Source organism: Brevundimonas sp. GW821-FHT12C05, assembly GCF_058807475.1.
The window spans coordinates 475224-492459 of record NZ_JBXAQS010000001.1 but is presented as its reverse complement, the minus strand read 5'-3'; the positions used below and the strand labels follow the sequence as shown (position 1 = coordinate 492459).

Sequence of the window (17236 nt, the reverse complement as noted above, 5' to 3'; positions counted from 1 at the left end):
TCTCCTCAAGCGGCCCTGTCGGCCGCGCGACCGCGCGGCCCCAGGAAGTATTCCCTGATCCAGGGATGGTCGGACTTCTCCAACTCCTGAACCGTGGCCTTGGCGACCACATGCTTGTCGGCCAGCACCGCAACCTTGTCGGTGATGGCGTAGAGGCTGTCGAGGTCGTGGGTGATCATGAACACCGTCAGCCCCAGATCGTTCGACAGCTGGCGGATAAGATCGTCGAAGGCGGCGGCGCCGATCGGGTCCAGCCCGGCCGTCGGCTCGTCCAGGAACAGCAGTTCCGGGTCCAGCGCCAGCGCGCGGGCCAGGCCGACCCGCTTGCGCATGCCGCCCGACAGCTCGGCGGGCTTCAGATGGTGCGACTCCGGCCCCAGCCCGACCATGGCGATCTTCATCTCGGCCAGTTCGCGGATCACCTCGCGCGACAGATGGGTGTGCTCGACCAGGGGCGAGGCCACGTTGTCCAGCACGCTCAGCGACGAGAACAGGGCCCCCTGCTGGAACAGGATGCCGGTGCGCCGCTCCACGTCGGCTTCCTGCGCCTTGGTCATCGTCGCGCGGTCGTGGCCCAGGATGCTGACCGTGCCGCCCTCGGGCTCCTTCAGGCCGATGATGGTGTTCAGCAGCACCGTCTTGCCGGTGCCCGAACCGCCGACCACGCCCAGGACCTCGCCCCGCTCCACGTCGAGGTCGAGGTTCTCGTGGATCGTGCGGTCGCCGAACTGGCTCAGCAGCCCGCGCACCTCGATCAGCTTTTCCGGCGCTCCGGTTTGAGACGCCGTCACAGGTTCAGCTCCAGGAAGATCAGGGCGAAGACGGCGTCCAGCGAGATGATGGCGAAGATGGCCTGCACCACCGCCGCGGTGACGCGGCGGCCCAGGCTCTCGACGTCGCCTGCGACGGCCATGCCCTGCCGGCAGCCGATGGCCGCGATGACGATGGCGAAGACCGGCGCCTTGATCATGCCGACCATCAGGTGGGTGCCCATCATCGGGTCCTCGCTGATGCGCTGGACGAAGAAGGCCGGGCCGTAGCTGAGCTGGCTCCAGGTCACCAACAGGCCGCCCAGGAGACCCGCGAGCATGCCGACGAAGGTCAGGATCGGCAGCATGACGATCATCGAGGCCAGACGCGGAATGACCAACGCCTGGAAGGGGTTCACCCCCATCACCTGCATGGCGTCGACCTCCTGGTTCATCCGCATCGAGCCGATCTCGGCCGCGAAGGACGAGGCGGACCGGCCCGCCAGAAGGATGGCCGTGATCAGCACCGCCAGCTCGCGCAGGGTCGCCACGGCGACCAGTTGCACCGTGAACACCCCGGCCCCGAACTGGGTCAGCAGATTGGCGCCGAGGAAGGCGATGACCGCGCCGATGAAGAAGTTGGTGACCGCCACGATCGGAATGGCGTCCAGTCCGGCCCGCTCGCCCTGGCTGAACCAGGCGGGCCAGCGGATCTTGTCCCAATGTTTGGCCGTCGAGCCCGTGGCCGTGACCAGCCGGCCGAGGAAGGCCATCGACAGGGTCGCTTCGGCGGCGATGTCATGCATGCCGCGCCCGACCTTGGCGAAGCCCCGGATCCAGCCCGGCGACCGCTTGGGCGGCCCGGCGCTGTCACGTTCCAGCTTCTCGACCATGGCGTAGGTGCGCCCGGCCTCCGGACGTTGGGACCAGGCCGATGCGGGCAGTTGGGCATGTCCGGCCTGAACGATCGCCAGCGCCCCGGCGGTGTCGAACCGGCCGAGATCGGTCAGGTCCACGGCCGTGATCTCGCGCCCCTTCAGCCCGTCGTCCAGCCGGCGCGAGATGCGGCCCAGTTCGGTCGCCGTCCAGTCGCCGGTCAGACGCAGGGTCAGACCCGGTCCGCCATCGTCGATCTGGAAATCCGCTGTGGCCATGCCCCTACCTAGATCGCCCTGTACCGCTTGCCTATGCCTGCTCTACGGCAAAGCTGCGGCGCCCATCATAACGCTACGCGGCCGTAATCGTTCAGCCACGGTTTCAACCGTTTACGCCTCAGAGCAGGCCACGGACCTTTTTCAGGTCTGCGACAAAGCGCTCCCGCTCCACCGCCGCTGCCTCGCGGTCGGGAATCCGCAGCAGATAGGAGGGGTGAACGGTCACAAGCGCCTTGCTGTCCGGCAGATCGATCAGCCGGCCCCGCTCCTTTGTCACGGCCACCTTGCGGCCCAGCACGCCCAGCGCCGCCGTCCCGCCAAGGGTCACGATCACCTTGGGCCTCACCAGTCGCCGCTCGGCGTCCAGCCACCAGCGGCAGGCGCTGACCTCGCTGACCGCCGGCGTCTTATGGATGCGCCGCTTGCCCCGCGGTTCGTGCTTGAAATGCTTGACGGCGTTGGTGACGAAGACGTCGTCGCGGTCGATGCCCGCCGCCGCCAGCGCGGCGTCCAGCACCTGCCCCGCCGGACCGACGAAGGGCCGCCCGGCCAGATCCTCCTGATCGCCCGGCTGTTCGCCCACGATCATCAGCTTCGCCCGCTTCGGCCCCACCCCGCAGACCCCTTGCGTCGCGTCGCGCCACAACGGACAGCGGCGACAGGCCTGAACCGCATGATCCAGTTCCGCCAGATCGGACGGGACGAAGCCCTCCTCGAACGCATGGTCCCGGTTCATGCGCGACAGCGTCTTGGCCAGACGCAGGTTCGGCTCGGAGGCGGGCGTGGCGACCATGGTCTCGGTTCGAACCGACGACATCGCGACCAGTTCCGGGATCAGGGTCGCCTCGGGCAGGTTGGCCCAATACCGCTTGGGCATCTCGCCCTGCATGGTCCTGGTCTTCAGTCGGGCCGGGTTGAAGGTCGAGGCGTAATAGGTCTTCCAGAATTCCTCGATCTCATCCTCGTTCGGGGCCATGTCGCGCGTGGCGGGCGGGCCGAAGGTCAGGGCCTGCTTGTCCCAGAAGGCCGAGCCGTCAGGCGTCAGGATCGACCAAGTCATCGCGGTGAAGCGGCGAGCAAAGAAGGGCGCGGTCTTCTCCACCACCCGGTGCGCGGGCTCGAACCAGGCGACCCAGTGCTCCTGCCCCTCTTGCTCGGTCAGCCGGAAGCGGACGAAGGCCTTCATCTTGTGACTGGCCCGGCTGACGTTCTTGGCCCGCTCGAAGGCGTCGGCGACATCGCGGTCCGAGACCACCTTCATCAGGTCCGGCTCGCGCTCCAGCCGCCACAGCAACCGGTACAGCAGGTCGAACCGATCGGCCGAGCGGTGCAGGATCACGTTCTCCGCCAGATCGACGAAGGCCCGGGGGACCGGGAACGGCGCCCCCTCATCTGTCACGGCCTCGACCTCGTCGAACAGGCCGCCCTCGCCCGCGCCGACCCGAAACGCCGCCGCCTCCGGCCGCACGCCCGTCGCGCGGAAGCGCCGCGCCGCCCTGCGCCAGCCGTCGAAATCCGTCTCGTTCGCCAGCGCCGCGACCCGCATCAGAACAGACTCATCTGCACGGGCTTCGGATCGGGCGCGATACGGGCGCGCAGGTCCGCCGCATCGGTCAGCCCGCCCGGCGTCCAATCCAGCGTCACGATGAAGGGCCGCACCTTGTCGATGCCCCGACAGAGGCGCGCCACATCCTCCAGCCGCAGGGTCCGGTAGCGGCGCACCGAGATCATGCGATCCACCGACTTCACCCCCAGGCCCGGCACCCGCAGCAGGGCCTCGCGCGGCGCCGTGTTCACATCGACCGGAAAGCGCTCGCGCCGGTTCAGGGCCCAGGCCAGCTTGGGATCGATGCCCAAGTCCAGCATCCCGTCCGTCGTCGCCTCGCCGATCTCGGGCGGCGAGAAACCGTAGAAACGCATCAGCCAGTCGGCTTGGTACAGCCGGTGCTCGCGCATCAGCGGCGGTTTCGACAGCGGCAGGCTGGAAGAGGCGTCCGGGATCGGGCTGAAGGCCGAATAATAGACCCGGCGCAGGCCGTAGCCGCCGTACAGCGACGCCGACCGGTCGATGATCTCGGTGTCCGGCGCGCCGTCGGCGCCCACGATCAGCTGGGTCGACTGGCCCGCCGGCGCGAACTTCGGCGCCTTGACCCGGCTGCGCTTCTCCGGCTTCGCGGCTTCGACGCCCAGGCGCACCTGCCCCATCGCCTTCTTGATGACGCCCACATCCTTCTGCGGCGCCAGCCGTCGCAACGCCTCGTCACGGGGCAACTCGATATTGGCCGACAGCCTGTCGGCGTACAGCGCCGCCTCGGCGATCAGCCGTTCGTCGGCCTCGGGGATCAGCTTCAGGTGAATGTAGCCGCGGAAGTCGTGCTCCTCGCGCAGCGTCTTCGCCACCAGGACCAGTTGCTCCATCGTATAGTCGCCCGACCGGATGATGCCCGACGACAGGAACAGACCCTCGATGTAGTTCCTGCGGTAGAAGTTCAGCGTCAGGTCCACGACCTCGCGCACGTTGAACCGCGCCCGGGGCACGTTCGAGCTCGCCCGGTTGATGCAGTAGGCGCAGTCGTAAATGCAGAAATTGGTCAGCAGGATCTTGAGCAGGGACACGCACCGCCCGTCCGGCGTGTAGGCGTGGCAGATGCCCATGCCCTCGGTCGAGCCGATCCCCTTGCCGCCGACGGAGTCCCGCTTCGCCGTGCCCGAGGACGCGCAGCTGGCGTCGTACTTGGCCGCGTCGGCGAGAATGGAGAGCTTCTTCCGGAGATCGAGTTGAGCCATTTGTTCACTCTATGTTCCATAGAGTGAACGCCTGTCCAGCGTCGCCGTTGCGTAATTTTCCGCGTCAGCTCAGATAGTTGAGCAGCGAGACCTGCCGCAGCTGGCTGATCACCTGGGCCGAGGCCTGGATGGCGATCTGCGACAGCTGCAGGTCGGTGACCGCCTTGGCCATGTCGGCGTCGGTGCGGTTCGAGACCAGCTCGTCCAGCGAGCCCAGCTGCGCCTTGTGGCTCTTTTCGACGTTCTCAACCTGATTGGCCAGCGAGCCGGTGGTCGCGGTCTTGTCGATCACCCCCTTGCTGGCCTGTTCAAGCCGCGCGAGCTGGGTGGTCAGGAAGGTCTTCTGCGGCTCGGTCAACTTGCCCGTCAGCGGCCCGTTGGCGCTGGCGTGATAGTTCTGGATGTCGCGCAGGATGCTCATGGCGTCGGTCCCGACCTCATTGGCCAGGAAGCCGGTCTCCAGTGTCGTGCCCTCGGCGACGCGGCTGGCGGTCTTCAGGGTGTCGTTGTGGAAGATCGAGGCCACGCTGGGCGCCGCGGCCAGCTCCGACAGGTTCGACACATCCACCGGCGGAGTGTTCACCTGGGCCCCGGCGAACAGGTAGCCGCCCTGATGGCGCATGTTCAGCCCGCCGCGGATGGTCTGGAACTGGCCCTCCATCTCCAGCATCAGCGAGGTCGACGAGTCCGACGACAGGGCGTTGCCGATCGCCGTACGCAGGGCGTCGACGCCGTCGCCGATCTGGGTCAGGGCGAGGTCCTGGGTGGTCAGGCGGGCCGTTACGGCCTCGGCCGTGTCCATGAATCCCTGGATGCGGCTCTGGGCGCCCTTGAGCGCCGTCAGGGTCTCGGACTGGCGGCCGAAGCCGGTCAGGTCGGTGGCGTTCTTCTGGGTCGAGACCCGCTCCTGGGCCTCGGCGGACCGGCTCTGGGCCGTCATCAGGTTCAGAAGGGCCGACTGGTAGTTTCCGAAGGTGGCGACGCGGGTCATCAGATCATCCCCAGAAGCGTGTCGTACATGTCCTTGGCCGCCTGGATCAGGCGGGCCGAGGCGTTGAAAGCCTGCTGGTAGGTGGTCATCAGCACCAGCTCCTCATCCAGATTGACCCCCTCGTGGGCCGTCTGGCGTCCGACGGCCTCAGCGTAGAGCGCCCCGGACGCGTCCTTGCGGTTCTTGGCGGCCGTGGCCTTGCCGCCGATATCGCCGGCCAGCTCCGAGGCGTAGCGCGAGACCGAGATCGAGCCGCCCGAGGAGCCGCCCGCCGGCTGGAAGTTGGCGGCGCGCTCGCCGGCGTCGGCCAGCAGCAGGGCGCCGCGGCCGTCGCCCGCGCTGAGCGCCGGCGTCCCAGCCGCCGCGGACAGGTTCAACTGGCCCAGCGCCAGCTTGGCGGGACCCTGCCGGATGTCCGATCGCAGGGAGAAGCTGTCGGCGCGTGAGATGCGCACGCCGGCGCCGATGCCGAACATCTCGGTCGCCGTGATCCCCGACGGAACCTGCCTGGTGTTGTCGTTAAGCACGCTCATCTTCAGCGGAGGGCTGCCGGCGGGCGTGAAGGTCATCGCGCCGTCCGCGCCGAGCGAGAACCTGCCGTAGGCGCCCACGCCCGTCGCCGGATCGTTGAGCGCATTGATCAGGTCGCCGACCGTGCCGCCGGGCGGCACCGCCACCTGGATGTCCCGGATCCGGGCGCCGGCCTCGTTGGCGAACCGGAAGGTCATCGTCTCGCCGGCGGTGAAGCCGTGCGGCGAGGCCGGAGTCATGCCGGTGTCGTACAGGGCCGGACGATCCGTCGAGATCAGGTCGTTCAGACCGAAGTAGTGAGAGAAGCCTCGGCCGGCCTTGCTCGACGGCGTCGTCGGATCGTCGGCGATGGCGACGCCGTTGGCGCCGTTGCTGGCCACGATCGACAGCTTGCCGTCGACGAACTGGGCCGAAGCCGCGCCGCCCAGCTGGGTGTTCAGCGTGGCCAGGAAGGTCGTCGGGTCGGCGGCGACGCCGTTCACCGTCATGGTCGCGCCGCTGAAGACGATGTCGACCCGCTGCTGAATCACTCCGGCGGCGTTGGTGACGGCGATGGTCGTCCGACCGCTGAAGCCGGCGATGGCCCCTTCGAGCGACTGGCCCACATTGCGGCCATCCAGCCGGTTCGGCGGCGGCATGGCCGTGTTGGCGTTGTGGGCGCGGTTCAGTTCGTCGGCGACATGGGTGATGAGCTCGGCCAGTCGACTGGCGGCGGCGGGCGCCTCGACGTCGCGCAGTTCGACCAGGCCCTTGATCTCGCCCGAGGTCACACTGTCCAGCAGGGACTGTTTGCTTCCGCCCGGCTCGGTGATCCAGATGTCGTTGAAGTTGGTCTCGCCGGTCACCGTGCCCGCGCGCGTGTAGGACAAGGTCGCCGCGCCCTCCCCGGCCAACACGGCGCCGCTGCCGGTGCGGATCGACACGCCGCCGATCGTGCGCGCCGTGACGCGAACGTCCATGAGCTCGGCCAGCTGGCCGATCAGGGCCGCCTGCGCGGTCTCCGCGCCCGAGGCGTCGCCGTTGACGACCTTCGCCCGGGTGATCTCGACGTTCAGCGACTCGATCTGCTGGATCAGGTTATTGGCGTTCTCGACCGCGCTCTGGATGCGGCCGTCCGCGTCTTCCCGCACCGCCTGGACCTGCTTGGCGATCCGCGTGGCCTCGTCGAACAGCGCCTGGGTCTTGAACAGGGCGTCCTGGCGGCGGGGCGAGGAGGTCGCGTCCTCGGCGCTGGACGCGAAGGCGGCGAAGACGCCGTCCACCTGGCCGAAGAAGCTGCTTTTCCCGCCCGGATCGCCGAACATCGACTGGATGCGGTCGTACAGTTCGTACTTCACGCCCTGACGCGCCGCCTCGGCGCCGGCGCTGAGGCTGGCCGCTTGCAGGAAGCGGTCGGTGGCCAGGCGGATTCGCGTGACTTCCACGCCGCTGCCGACGCCCTGACTGGACCGGGAGACCTGGTCGGCGATCTTGCGAACGTAGCCGGGCGTGTTGACGTTCGAGACGTTGTCCGAGACCACGCGCAGCTGGGTCTGGGCGGCGATCAGACCCGAGTTGGCGTTATTCAGGATGCTGGTCACCGACATGCGCGGACCTCCATCGAACGGGCGCCCGGCAAGGTCTGCCAGCCGCCGCGCCCTTTTTGCCCGGCGGCGCACGCGTGCACTCCGGCCAACTCATTGAATTTACGCAGTATCGCGTTTCGCGCCTGTGTCATGACGTTCACGAGGCGCAAACAGCGGGCCACCGCGATCCACCCCCGGGGGCGACCGGCGGCGCTGGGCAAGATTGGTCGGCACGCGGCAAGTTTGGACCGCTCTCACGGCGTCGCCGGTCCAGGGCGATACGATCATAGATCAATAAAATCAGTACTTTATTGGCAACCTCACAGTGGCCCGCGATTTGCGCCTGAGGTTTCGAATGTTCGGCGCAGCAGGCGCCCTCGCCATCCACCTCGGCCATCGCGCCGCCCCGGACCCCATGTCGACTGCATCCGCATTGCTGTCCATGATCGCGCCCGCCGCGCCGACGACCTCGCAAGGGTCGGCGACGGTCGACGCGTCGGCGTTCGAAGGCCTGCTGGCCGCGATGCTGGGCGGCGACACGGACGAAGGGCTGGCCGAGACGCCGCTGGGCTCCGAACAATCCGATCCCACGGCTTCGGCCCTGGCGGGCGCCCTGCCCTCGCCCCCACAGCCCTTGCTGCAGATCAATGCCGCGGCCCTGTCCGTCGTCGCGAACGAGCCCACGGTCGAGGCGGCTGACGGCGATATGGCCGCGCCCGTCGCCGCCGAGGACGCTGAGGACACGACCCCACCGGCCGAACCTGTTTCCGCCGAACCGGCCATCGAGGCTCCCGCCGTGGACGGCCCCGCCACCGATGCGTCCGCTGTCGCGACCCCGCTCCCCGTTCCGGTCCTGCCGGCTCCCGTCGCCGACACGGCTCCGAGCGCGGATACGGCTTCGGCTTCGCCGCCGCCGCTTCCGATCCAGGCCGCCGCTCAACCGGCCGCATTCGAAGCGCCGCCCGTCGTTGGTCCGGCCGCGCCCGCGCCTACGACGACGAACCCCGTTCCGGCCGCCCCGGCGCAGGCCGCCGACGGCGTCGCGCCCCAGGCCGGCGCCGAGGCTCCGGCGCCGAAGGCGGAGGCTCCGCCGGCGACCACGCCCCTGCCCGTCGACAAGGCCCCGGCGGCGAAGACGATCGACGCCGATCCGCAGGTCCGCCCCGCGGTGAAGGCCGAGCAAACCGACGCGCCTGAGGTTCTGCCGCCCGCCCCGGCCCAGCCGGACGCCAAGACAGCTGCGGCGCAACCGCTGACGCAGCCTCCGGCGCCGCCGGTCACGGCCGGACCGACGGCGCCGGTCGTGACGCCGATCCCTCGCCAGGTCGGCGACATGGAACGCGCGCGACTGGACGACAGCGCCATGGTCGAGGTCGCCCGCCCGCAGGGGGAGGCGCCGGCTCGCACGACCTCCGCCGCGCCTATGCCGGAAATCCCGCAACCGGCGCCCGCGCCGGCGGTCGCCAAGGCGGCTCCGGAGCCGCTGACGCAGCCCGCGGTCTCCGCCCCCGCTTCCGCCTCGTCCAAGGATGAGGTCGCGGCGCCCGCCGAAACCCTGAAGCCGTCCGGCGCGCCGGATCAGGCTGACGTCGCGCCGTCGCCGGCTCCGGACGCCGAGAGCAAGAGCGCCGAGACGCCGCGCCCGGTCGAGACGCCCTCCCCGCGCCCGCAGGCCGAGCGGACTTCGCGGTCGGTGGAAACCAACGCGGCCGTGGACACCGCCGCTCCGTCCGCGCCCGTGACGACCACGCCGCAGGCCTCCGTGGCGACCGCGCCGAACCCGGCCGTCGCGCCGGCTTCCGCCGCGGCCAAGGCGATTGAAGCGCCGGCGACCGAGAACGCCGAAGGCGACGCCGCGGCCGAGGTTCCGGTCGACGCGACCGCTCCCGAAGCCGCGCCGTCGGCCCAGACCGCCCATGCCGCCCGCGAGGCTCTGGGACCGACCCAGTCGCGCGTGGCGATCGAAGCCACCGCCCAGATCGCCGCCCAGATTCTGAGAAAGCTGGACGGACGTTCGACCCGCTTCGAGATGTCGCTGACGCCCGATGAACTGGGCCGGGTCGACATCAAGCTGGACATCGACGCCGAAGGCCGCCTGGCCGCGCGTCTGGCCTTCGACAACCCCGCCGCCGCCACGGATCTGAGGGGCCGGGTCGACGACCTGCGCCGTCAACTGGAGCAGCAAGGCTTCCACCTGGCGGACGACGCCTTTGAATTCACCCAGCGCGACAGCGGCTCCAGCGCCTTTGATCGCGGGCAGGACAGCTCGCAGAGCCAGGATCGGGCTCAGTCCCGCGCCTTCGCCGCCGCCGCCCGCCTGAACACCGAAGCCGACGCCGTCGCCCAGCCTCCTCGCTGGCAGGCGCTGTCTCTCACGCCCGCGGGCGTGGATATGAAGGTCTGATCGATGGTTGACTCCGTCTCCGCTCCCGACGCCTCCGGCCGGATCAACTCCGGTTCGAAGAGCCTGGCCTCGAACTTCGAGACCTTCCTGACCCTGCTGACCACGCAACTGCGCAATCAGGACCCGCTGTCGCCGGTCGACTCCAACGAGTTCACCGCCCAGCTGACGCAGATGGCCGGGGTGGAGCAGCAACTGCTGACCAACGACCTGCTGACCAGCCTGCTGAAGGCCCAGTCCGCGGGCGGCCTGGACAACGCCTCCAACTACATCGGCAAGCAGGTCACCGCCGCCTGGTCCGCCACCTCGCTGGAAGACGGCAAGGCGACCTGGTCCTACGAGCTGGGCGGCACGGCCGCGGACGTGAAGGTCCAGGTGCTCGACAAGAACGGCAAGGTCGTCTGGGAAGGCAAGGCGCCCGAGAAGGGCATCGGCGTCCACGACTTCACCTGGGACGGCAAGATGACCGGCGGCGACACCGCCGAGAACGGCGGCGTCTATACGCTGAAGGTCACCGCCACCAACGCCAACGGCGGCAAGGTCGACAGCCAGACCCTGATCCGCGGCCGCGTCACCGGCGTCGAGATGTACGACGGCGCGCCGTACTTGGTGATCGGCGACTCCATCCTTCCGCTTTCGACCGTGATCTCGCTGAACGAGATCCGCGCACAAGCTGACAACGACGATGCGGAGAATCCGCCCGTCCCTGACGAGGAGGTGGCCGCATGACGCGCTCCGCCGCCTTCCCGAAAACTTCCTTTCAAGGAGCGTAATCCATGAGCCTGAACAGCGCTATGCTGGCCGGCGTGTCCGGCCTCGCCGCCAACTCCACCGCCCTGGCCGCGATTTCCCAGAACATCGCGAACGTCAACACCGTCGGCTACAAGCGGACGAACGCCGAGTTCCAGACCCTGGTCAACAGCCAGACCCGCGCCGGCGGCAGCTATTCGGCCGGCGGCGTGATGGCGAACGCCCGTTCGTTCATCAGCCAGGAAGGTCAGCTGCAACGCACGACCGAAGCCACCGACCTGTCCATCAACGGCCAGGGCTTCTTCGTCACCACGACCCAGGCTGAAGGCGTCGGCGCCACCGACACCCGCCTGTTCACCCGCGCCGGCGCCTTCCGCGTCGACAACATGGGTTACCTGAAGAACAGCGCCGGCCTTTATCTGCAAGGCTGGCCGGTTGACTCGAACGGCGAGATCGCCACCGATCCTTCGGACCTGTCGCGCCTGCGCTCGATCAACATCGGTTCGGTCGGCGGCACGGCCGAGCCGACCACCCGCGTCCAGATCAACGCCAACCTGCGTTCGACCCAGGACGTGTCGTCGGCCGCCGCCGCCAACAGCTACACCAACGTCCAGGACGCCGCGACGCCGCCGGTCGGCCACAACATGTCGGTCGCCTACAAGCGGACCGGCGCCAACACCTTTGAAGTGACGATCAAGAGCGGCATCACCAACATCACCGGCACGGCGACCTATAACGCCGCGGGCGCCCTAACCAGCTTCACGCCGACGGCCGGCGCCAACGGCTCGGCCACCGCCAGCGCCACGGCGCTGACCATCACCCCGACCAGCGGCACGCCGCCGGTCGCCGGCACGGCCTTCGCCATCAACTTCGCCGACATCGGCATGGCCACCGACGGCATCGCCAAGACCAAGTACGACCCGTCCGTCAACTCGATGGCGATGTACAACGCGGACGCCGACAACCCCGTCGGCGTGAAGCCCGACTTCAAGATGAACATCCCGGTTTCGGACTCCAAGGGCGGCCAGCGCAATCTGGAAATCCGCTTCCTGAAGAGCGCCGAGCCGAACCAGTGGTATGCCGAAGTCGTCTCGGTCCCGGCCGGCGACGTCGTGACCGGCGCCCCCTTCTCGAACGGCCAGATCAAGACCGGCCTGATCGCCTTCACCCCCTCGGGTCGCCTCGACGTCGCGACGATGCAGGGCTGGCCGTCGGGCAAGGGTCTGTTCGACGACCCGACCCAGGCCTCGCTCAGCTTCCTGGAATCGGACCCGAACAACACGATCGATCCGAACGACCCGCTGGACAACGGCAAGGTCAAATGGGCCGACGGCCTGGGCATCGCCGCCCAGACGGTGACCCTGGACCTGAACACCTCGGCCGGCGGCCTCAGCCAGCTGAACACCGCCTCGGTGGTTCAGTCGACCGTCACCAACGGCACGGCCTTCGGCAATCTGAGCGAGATCACCATCGATGAAGGCGGCTTCGTCACCGCCATCTTCGACAACGGCGTCATGCGCCGGATCGCCCAGGTCGCGGTCGCCACTTTCCCGAGCCCCGACAGCCTGAAGGAAGTCAGCGGCAACGCCTACTCCGTCAGCCTGGAGTCCGGCACGTTCAATCTGAAGGCGGCGGGCACGGGCGGCGCGGGCACCCTGGCGTCCCAGCAACTGGAATCCTCGACCGTCGACCTGTCGGCCGAGTTCACCGGCCTGATCACGACCCAGCGCGCCTACTCCGCCTCGTCCAAGATCATCACCACCGCGGACGAAATGCTCGCCGAGCTGATCAGCATCAAACGCTGATATCCAAGTAACTGACGGTTAGTCTCAATGAAGACTTCGTTGAATATTGGGAGGGTGGACGGAAGGGATTTTATCCTTTCCTTCACCACGACGCTTAAACGGCCCTTAGCGGCCGCGCGCTACCTTGCACGCTCAATGGTGGTGGTGAATGAGGCATAAGCCCATGTTGCAAGAGCGACGCCTTAATAATCGAGGCGAACAATATGTGGTCGGACCGACCGGCACGCCGCTTACGCTGCGTGACCTGCCGCCGGCCAATACGGATCGTTGGGTGATCCGTCGCAAGGCCGAGGTCGTCGCCGCCGTACGCGGGGGTCTGATCAGCCTTGAGGACGCGCTGGCCCGCTATCGCCTCACGGCGGAAGAGTTCATCGCCTGGCAAAAGGCGATCGACAAATGGGGCATGCAGGGCCTGCGCACCACGCGCATCCAGCACTACCGCGGCTAAGACCGCCGTCCGCTTCAAGACGATCAAGGGCCGCTCCCGGCGACGGGGGCGGCCTTTGTCGTTCCGATCCCGACCTTACGGCGATGTAACCGGGCGATCCCGCCGTCGGGATTGACACTTACGATCACAAGCGTAATCAGAAGCAACGATTACGGATGTGAACGATATGCGGATCAGTACGGCTGAAAGCCTCGTCATGGAGGCGTTGTGGCGCGCGAGCCCCCGGGCGGCGGACCAGATCGCGGCCGAGATCGCCTCGGACCAGGCCTGGACCGAGGCGACGGTGAAGAGCCTGCTCAACCGCCTGCTGACCAAGGGGGCCATCGCCGCCGAGCGCGACGGACGCCGTTATCTGTATCGCCCCTTGATCGAGCGGAGCGACTACATCCACGCCGAGAGCCGAGGTCTGGTCGATCGGCTGTTCGAGGGCCGGCTGGCGCCCCTGGTCGCCCACTTCTCGGCGCGCGAGACGCTCTCGCCGGAAGACGTCGCCGAATTGAAACGCCTGATCGAGGAGATCGACGATGGCCGCTGACCTGCTGATCCTGGGGCTCGAGATCGTCGCGGCCGTCACGGTCGCCCTTGTCGCCGTCTTTATCCTGCGCCGCCCGGCGCGCGCCCTGTTCGGCGCGCGCGCGGCCTACTGTCTGTGGCTGTTGATCCCCGTGGTGGCGGCCGCGGTCGCCCTGCCCCGCGCAGAGCCTGCGGCTCCGGTCGTCGCCACGCCCGTCACGGCGGCCGCGCCTGCGGCGGCCCCGACCGCTCCGACGGTGATCGAGGCGGCGCCCACGTCGCCGTTCGACATCGAGCGACCGGACTTCATGCCCAATCCGGCTGAGTACGCCACGCCTCTGTTGATGCTCTGGGCCTTCGGCGTCCTGGCCTTCGCCGGCGTCCTGATCGTGGGCCAGCGCCGCTTCCTGCGCGCCATGGGGCCCCTGCGCGCCGAGCATCGCGCCGAAGGCCCGGTCTATCACGCCGCCCGCCGGGACATCGGCCCCGCCCTGGTCGGCGCCTTCTCGCCCCGCGTCGTCCTGCCCGGCGACTTCGCGGAGCGGTTCAGCCCGGAGGAGCAGGCCGTGGTCGTCGCCCACGAACGCGTCCACCTGACGGCCGGGGACGCCCAGATCAATCTGGCGGTCGCGGCCGCCCGGGCCCTGCTGTGGTTCCACCCCCTGGTCCACGTGGCCGCCCGCCTGATCCGCGCCGATCAGGAACTGGCCTGCGACGAGACCGTGGTCGCCCGCCTGCCCGGCCTTCGCCGCCTCTATGCCGAAGCCATGCTGAAGACCCAGTTCGCCGCGGCGCCGGCCCCGCTGGGCTGCCACTGGCTGGCCGGCGACAAGCGCGAACTCCGTCACCGCATCGCCCGTCTGAAGCAGACCCCCAGCCGCGGACGCCGGATCGGCGGCGCGGCCCTGGCCGCCGTCCTGGTCGTCTCGGGCGGAGCGGCCGCCTGGGCTCTGCAACCGGCTACGTCGATTGAATCTCAGACCCCCGCCCCGGAGATCTCGGCCTCCACCCGCGATCTGATGCGGGCCATCGAGGCCGGCGATCACCCCCGGGCCGCCGCCCTGATCGACGCCGGCGCCGACGTCAACGGCTGGACCCCGGGCGACGGCTCGCCGTTGATCCTGGCGATCCGCGGCGGTCAGATCGAGCTGGCCCGCCTGCTGCTGGATCGGGGCGCGAACCCGAACCTGGCGGCGCCGGGCGAAGGCGCCCCCCTGATCATGGCCGCCGACAACGGCGACTTGGCGATGGCGCGGCTGCTGCTGGAACGGAACGCCAATCCCAATATCGCGGTCCTGGGCGACGGCAATCCGCTGATCGCGGCGGCGGGCGGCGGTCACCTGGCCGTGGTCGACCTGCTGCTGGCGTCTGGGGCGACCGTCGACGCTGTCGTGCGTAACGACGAGACCGCCCTGATCACCGCCGCCCGCTTCGGACACCTGCCCGTCGTCCGGCGGCTGGTCGAGCAGGGCGCGGACGTGAACCTGGCGGTCCTGGCGCCCAGGGCTCCACCCTATCCCGACGAGATGCGGTCGCCGCTGGGCATGGCCCGGCGCGCCGGCCGGGCCGACATCGTCGACTATCTGCGAGCCCACGGCGCCCGCGCCTGATCCACGCCTGACAACCTGATTTTCCCTCACGGAGAAGGCCCATGCCTGTCACCGACGCCCGAACCTTGCCTGAAGACAGCCTGATCGAAGCCGACATCGTCATCGTCGGCGGAGGGATGGCCGGATTGGCCATCGCCTATGAGTTCGCCGGAACCGCCGCGCGGGTGGTGATCCTGGAGAGCGGCGGCCCGGACCCCGATCCCGAGATCCAGCGCCTGTACGACGGCCCCGGAACGATGTCCGGGCCCGGCAATCCCGACCTGCCGATCGACAGCTACTTGGGCCAGTCCCGGGTGCGGGCCCTGGGCGGTTCGGGCCATGTCTGGGGCGGCAAATGCGGTCCGCTGGACGCGGTGGACTTCGAGGCGCGGCCCGCCGTGGCGCTCAGCGGTTGGCCCTTCGGCCGGACCGAGCTGAAGCCCTTCTACGACCGCGCCTGCGACCGGCTGAAGCTGCCGCGCTTTCCCGCCGACGGCGGCGCGCCCGACGGCCCCGCCCTGCCGCCGGTCGGCGCTCCGGATGAGGTGCTGCGTCCGTCGCCCCGCGCCTACAGCCCCGTGTCCGGTCGCATCGATCCCGCCGGCTTCGCCGTCTTCCGGGACGCGCCCGGTCAGGCCGCGAACATCCATATCCACACCCACGCCAATGTGACCGCGATCCGGCTGGCGCCGGACGGCGCCGTGGACCGGCTCGAAATCCGATGCCTGACAGGAAGTCGGCTCACCGCCCGGGCGGCGACCTATGTCCTGGCCACGGGCGGCGTCGAGAACGCCCGCCTGATGCTGGCGTCGAGGCAGGAGAAACCCGAAGGCGTGGGCAACGCGTCCGATTGGGTCGGGCGCTGCTTCCAGGGGCATGTGGTCGTCACCACCGGCGACGCCGATCCGCGCGGCGAGGCCGAGATCGCCTTCACTACCGGCGCAGACCTGTCGCTGTACGACAGCCAGGCCCGGGACCGGCCCCACGCGGTGTTCGTGCTGGAGCCCGCGACCCAGCGGCGCCTGGGCGCCGGCAACTGCACCCTGACCCTGTCGACCCGTCCCAAGCCGGGCGCTGCCGAAGGCTCGCCCCGGGCCGCGGTCGAACAGCTGGCCGCCGCCGTCGAAGGCGCGCCCGCCCGCCGCCTGGACTACTTCCTGATGTCGGAAGAGGCGCCCCATCGCGACAGCCGGATCACCCTTTCGGATCAGATGGACGCCCTGGGCCAGCCGCGCGCCCGCCTGGACTGGCGCTACACCCAGGCCGACTGGGACAGTCTGGCCGCCTCCGCCCGCGCCTTCGCCGTCGCCTTCGGCGCCCAGGGCCTGGGCCGGGCCTGCTGGCCGATTGGGACCGAGGGGCTGCTCAAGTCGATGGGCCCGTCGCGGCACCACATGGGCACGACCCGGATGTCCGTTGATCCGGCCCGGGGCGTGGTCGACGCCGACTGCCGGGTGCACGGGGCGCCCAATCTGTTCGTGGCCGGAAGCTCGGTCTTCCCCACCTCGGGCCTGGTCAATCCGACCCTGACCCTGACGGCGCTGGCCATCCGCCTGGCCGACCATCTCAAATCGCGCATGGAGACCGCCCGATGACCACGTTCAGCAAACGCGGCCTGCTGCAGGCGCTCGCCGGCCTGGCGGCCGTGTCGGTCGCGGGCGGGGCCTACGCCGCCGCCTGGACGCCCGAGATCGCGGCCGTGGATCCGGTCGGGGCCGCCGAGATCGGCCGCGCCTGGCTGGCCCTGCATCCGTCGGACGCCCGCGCCCTGCGCGCCGCCGTCTTCCCGAACGGCCAGAGTTCCGAGACCGGGCCGAGGCTGGCCGAGCGGGTTCACGCCGACTTCCGCCGCGACGCGGTCTTCGTTCACAAGGGGTGGTTCCTCTCCGAAACCGAGGCCCGCATCTGCGCCCTGATCGCCCTGGCATGAGGTCAGGCCTCGAAATCGCACCG

General features: G+C 69.3%; 14 protein-coding genes. 8 read left to right on the top strand and 6 right to left on the bottom strand.

Annotation, left to right across the window (positions count from 1 at the left end):
* Positions 1–5: 5 nt before the first annotated feature.
* The 6 genes from AC1RRF_RS02345 to flgK form a co-directional block, all read right to left on the bottom strand.
* Complete coding sequence (locus tag AC1RRF_RS02345; protein WP_492832452.1) at positions 6–791, bottom strand: ABC transporter ATP-binding protein; 786 nt, start codon at positions 789–791, stop codon at positions 6–8.
* A complete protein-coding gene (locus tag AC1RRF_RS02340; RefSeq protein WP_492832450.1) occupies positions 788–1903 on the bottom strand; it encodes an ABC transporter permease in 1116 nt (371 codons plus the stop codon). The genes AC1RRF_RS02345 and AC1RRF_RS02340 overlap by 4 nt, the downstream gene beginning before the upstream one ends.
* A gap of 118 nt (positions 1904–2021) precedes the next feature.
* Positions 2022–3449, bottom strand: coding sequence for a UdgX family uracil-DNA binding protein (locus AC1RRF_RS02335; RefSeq protein WP_492832448.1), 1428 nt, complete (start codon positions 3447–3449; stop codon positions 2022–2024).
* Entirely contained in the window at positions 3449–4690 is a 1242-nt protein-coding gene (locus AC1RRF_RS02330) for a putative DNA modification/repair radical SAM protein (RefSeq protein ID WP_492832446.1), read from the bottom strand. Before AC1RRF_RS02330 ends, AC1RRF_RS02335 begins: the two co-directional genes overlap by 1 nt.
* Before the next feature lie 64 nt (positions 4691–4754).
* On the bottom strand, positions 4755–5681 hold the full coding sequence (locus AC1RRF_RS02325) for a flagellin (protein WP_492832444.1): 927 nt from the start codon (positions 5679–5681) through the stop codon (positions 4755–4757).
* Positions 5681–7798, bottom strand: a complete 2118-nt coding sequence (flgK, locus tag AC1RRF_RS02320; RefSeq protein WP_492832442.1) for a flagellar hook-associated protein FlgK — start codon at positions 7796–7798, stop codon at positions 5681–5683. The genes AC1RRF_RS02325 and flgK overlap by 1 nt, the downstream gene beginning before the upstream one ends.
* A 334-nt stretch (positions 7799–8132) precedes the next feature.
* Here flgK and AC1RRF_RS02315 point away from each other — a divergent pair, with 334 nt between their 5' ends.
* From AC1RRF_RS02315 to AC1RRF_RS02280, 8 genes are all read left to right on the top strand, one after another.
* Complete coding sequence (locus AC1RRF_RS02315) at positions 8133–10181, top strand: flagellar hook-length control protein FliK (protein ID WP_492832440.1); 2049 nt, start codon at positions 8133–8135, stop codon at positions 10179–10181.
* A 3-nt stretch (positions 10182–10184) separates the two neighbouring features.
* On the top strand, positions 10185–10907 hold the full coding sequence (locus AC1RRF_RS02310) for a flagellar hook assembly protein FlgD (RefSeq protein ID WP_492832438.1): 723 nt from the start codon (positions 10185–10187) through the stop codon (positions 10905–10907).
* A 47-nt stretch (positions 10908–10954) separates the two neighbouring features.
* Positions 10955–12733 (top strand): flagellar hook protein FlgE, encoded by a 1779-nt coding sequence (gene flgE / locus AC1RRF_RS02305; RefSeq protein WP_492832436.1) that lies wholly within the window; start codon positions 10955–10957, stop codon positions 12731–12733.
* A gap of 163 nt (positions 12734–12896) precedes the next feature.
* The gene (sciP, locus tag AC1RRF_RS02300) at positions 12897–13181 is read left to right on the top strand and encodes a CtrA inhibitor SciP (RefSeq protein WP_291840167.1); all 285 of its coding nucleotides are present in this window, start codon (positions 12897–12899) and stop codon (positions 13179–13181) included.
* A gap of 166 nt (positions 13182–13347) precedes the next feature.
* Entirely contained in the window at positions 13348–13716 is a 369-nt protein-coding gene (locus AC1RRF_RS02295) for a BlaI/MecI/CopY family transcriptional regulator (RefSeq protein WP_492832434.1), read from the top strand.
* Positions 13706–15304 (top strand): M56 family metallopeptidase, encoded by a 1599-nt coding sequence (locus AC1RRF_RS02290; protein WP_492832432.1) that lies wholly within the window; start codon positions 13706–13708, stop codon positions 15302–15304. The genes AC1RRF_RS02295 and AC1RRF_RS02290 overlap by 11 nt, the downstream gene beginning before the upstream one ends.
* Positions 15305–15345: 41 nt before the next feature.
* Positions 15346–16878, top strand: coding sequence for a GMC oxidoreductase (locus AC1RRF_RS02285; RefSeq protein ID WP_492832431.1), 1533 nt, complete (start codon positions 15346–15348; stop codon positions 16876–16878).
* Positions 16875–17213: a hypothetical protein gene (locus tag AC1RRF_RS02280; RefSeq protein ID WP_492832429.1), complete on the top strand. Its 339-nt coding sequence runs from the start codon at positions 16875–16877 to the stop codon at positions 17211–17213. The genes AC1RRF_RS02285 and AC1RRF_RS02280 overlap by 4 nt, the downstream gene beginning before the upstream one ends.
* Positions 17214–17236: the final 23 nt, after the last annotated feature.

Excerpts from the sequence above, each read along its gene's own strand:
- AC1RRF_RS02340 (WP_492832450.1), bottom strand. The coding sequence starts at position 1,903 with ATGGCCACAGCGGATTTCCAGATCGACGATGGCGGACCGGGTCTGACC.
- AC1RRF_RS02335 (WP_492832448.1), bottom strand. The coding sequence starts at position 3,449 with ATGCGGGTCGCGGCGCTGGCGAACGAGACGGATTTCGACGGCTGGCGC.
- AC1RRF_RS02330 (WP_492832446.1), bottom strand. The coding sequence starts at position 4,690 with ATGGCTCAACTCGATCTCCGGAAGAAGCTCTCCATTCTCGCCGACGCG.
- AC1RRF_RS02325 (WP_492832444.1), bottom strand. The coding sequence starts at position 5,681 with ATGACCCGCGTCGCCACCTTCGGAAACTACCAGTCGGCCCTTCTGAAC.
- flgK (WP_492832442.1), bottom strand. The coding sequence starts at position 7,798 with ATGTCGGTGACCAGCATCCTGAATAACGCCAACTCGGGTCTGATCGCC.
- AC1RRF_RS02315 (WP_492832440.1), top strand. The coding sequence starts at position 8,133 with ATGTTCGGCGCAGCAGGCGCCCTCGCCATCCACCTCGGCCATCGCGCC.
- AC1RRF_RS02310 (WP_492832438.1), top strand. The coding sequence starts at position 10,185 with ATGGTTGACTCCGTCTCCGCTCCCGACGCCTCCGGCCGGATCAACTCC.
- flgE (WP_492832436.1), top strand. The coding sequence starts at position 10,955 with ATGAGCCTGAACAGCGCTATGCTGGCCGGCGTGTCCGGCCTCGCCGCC.
- sciP (WP_291840167.1), top strand. The coding sequence starts at position 12,897 with ATGTTGCAAGAGCGACGCCTTAATAATCGAGGCGAACAATATGTGGTC.
- AC1RRF_RS02295 (WP_492832434.1), top strand. The coding sequence starts at position 13,348 with ATGCGGATCAGTACGGCTGAAAGCCTCGTCATGGAGGCGTTGTGGCGC.
- AC1RRF_RS02290 (WP_492832432.1), top strand. The coding sequence starts at position 13,706 with ATGGCCGCTGACCTGCTGATCCTGGGGCTCGAGATCGTCGCGGCCGTC.
- AC1RRF_RS02285 (WP_492832431.1), top strand. The coding sequence starts at position 15,346 with ATGCCTGTCACCGACGCCCGAACCTTGCCTGAAGACAGCCTGATCGAA.
- AC1RRF_RS02280 (WP_492832429.1), top strand. The coding sequence starts at position 16,875 with ATGACCACGTTCAGCAAACGCGGCCTGCTGCAGGCGCTCGCCGGCCTG.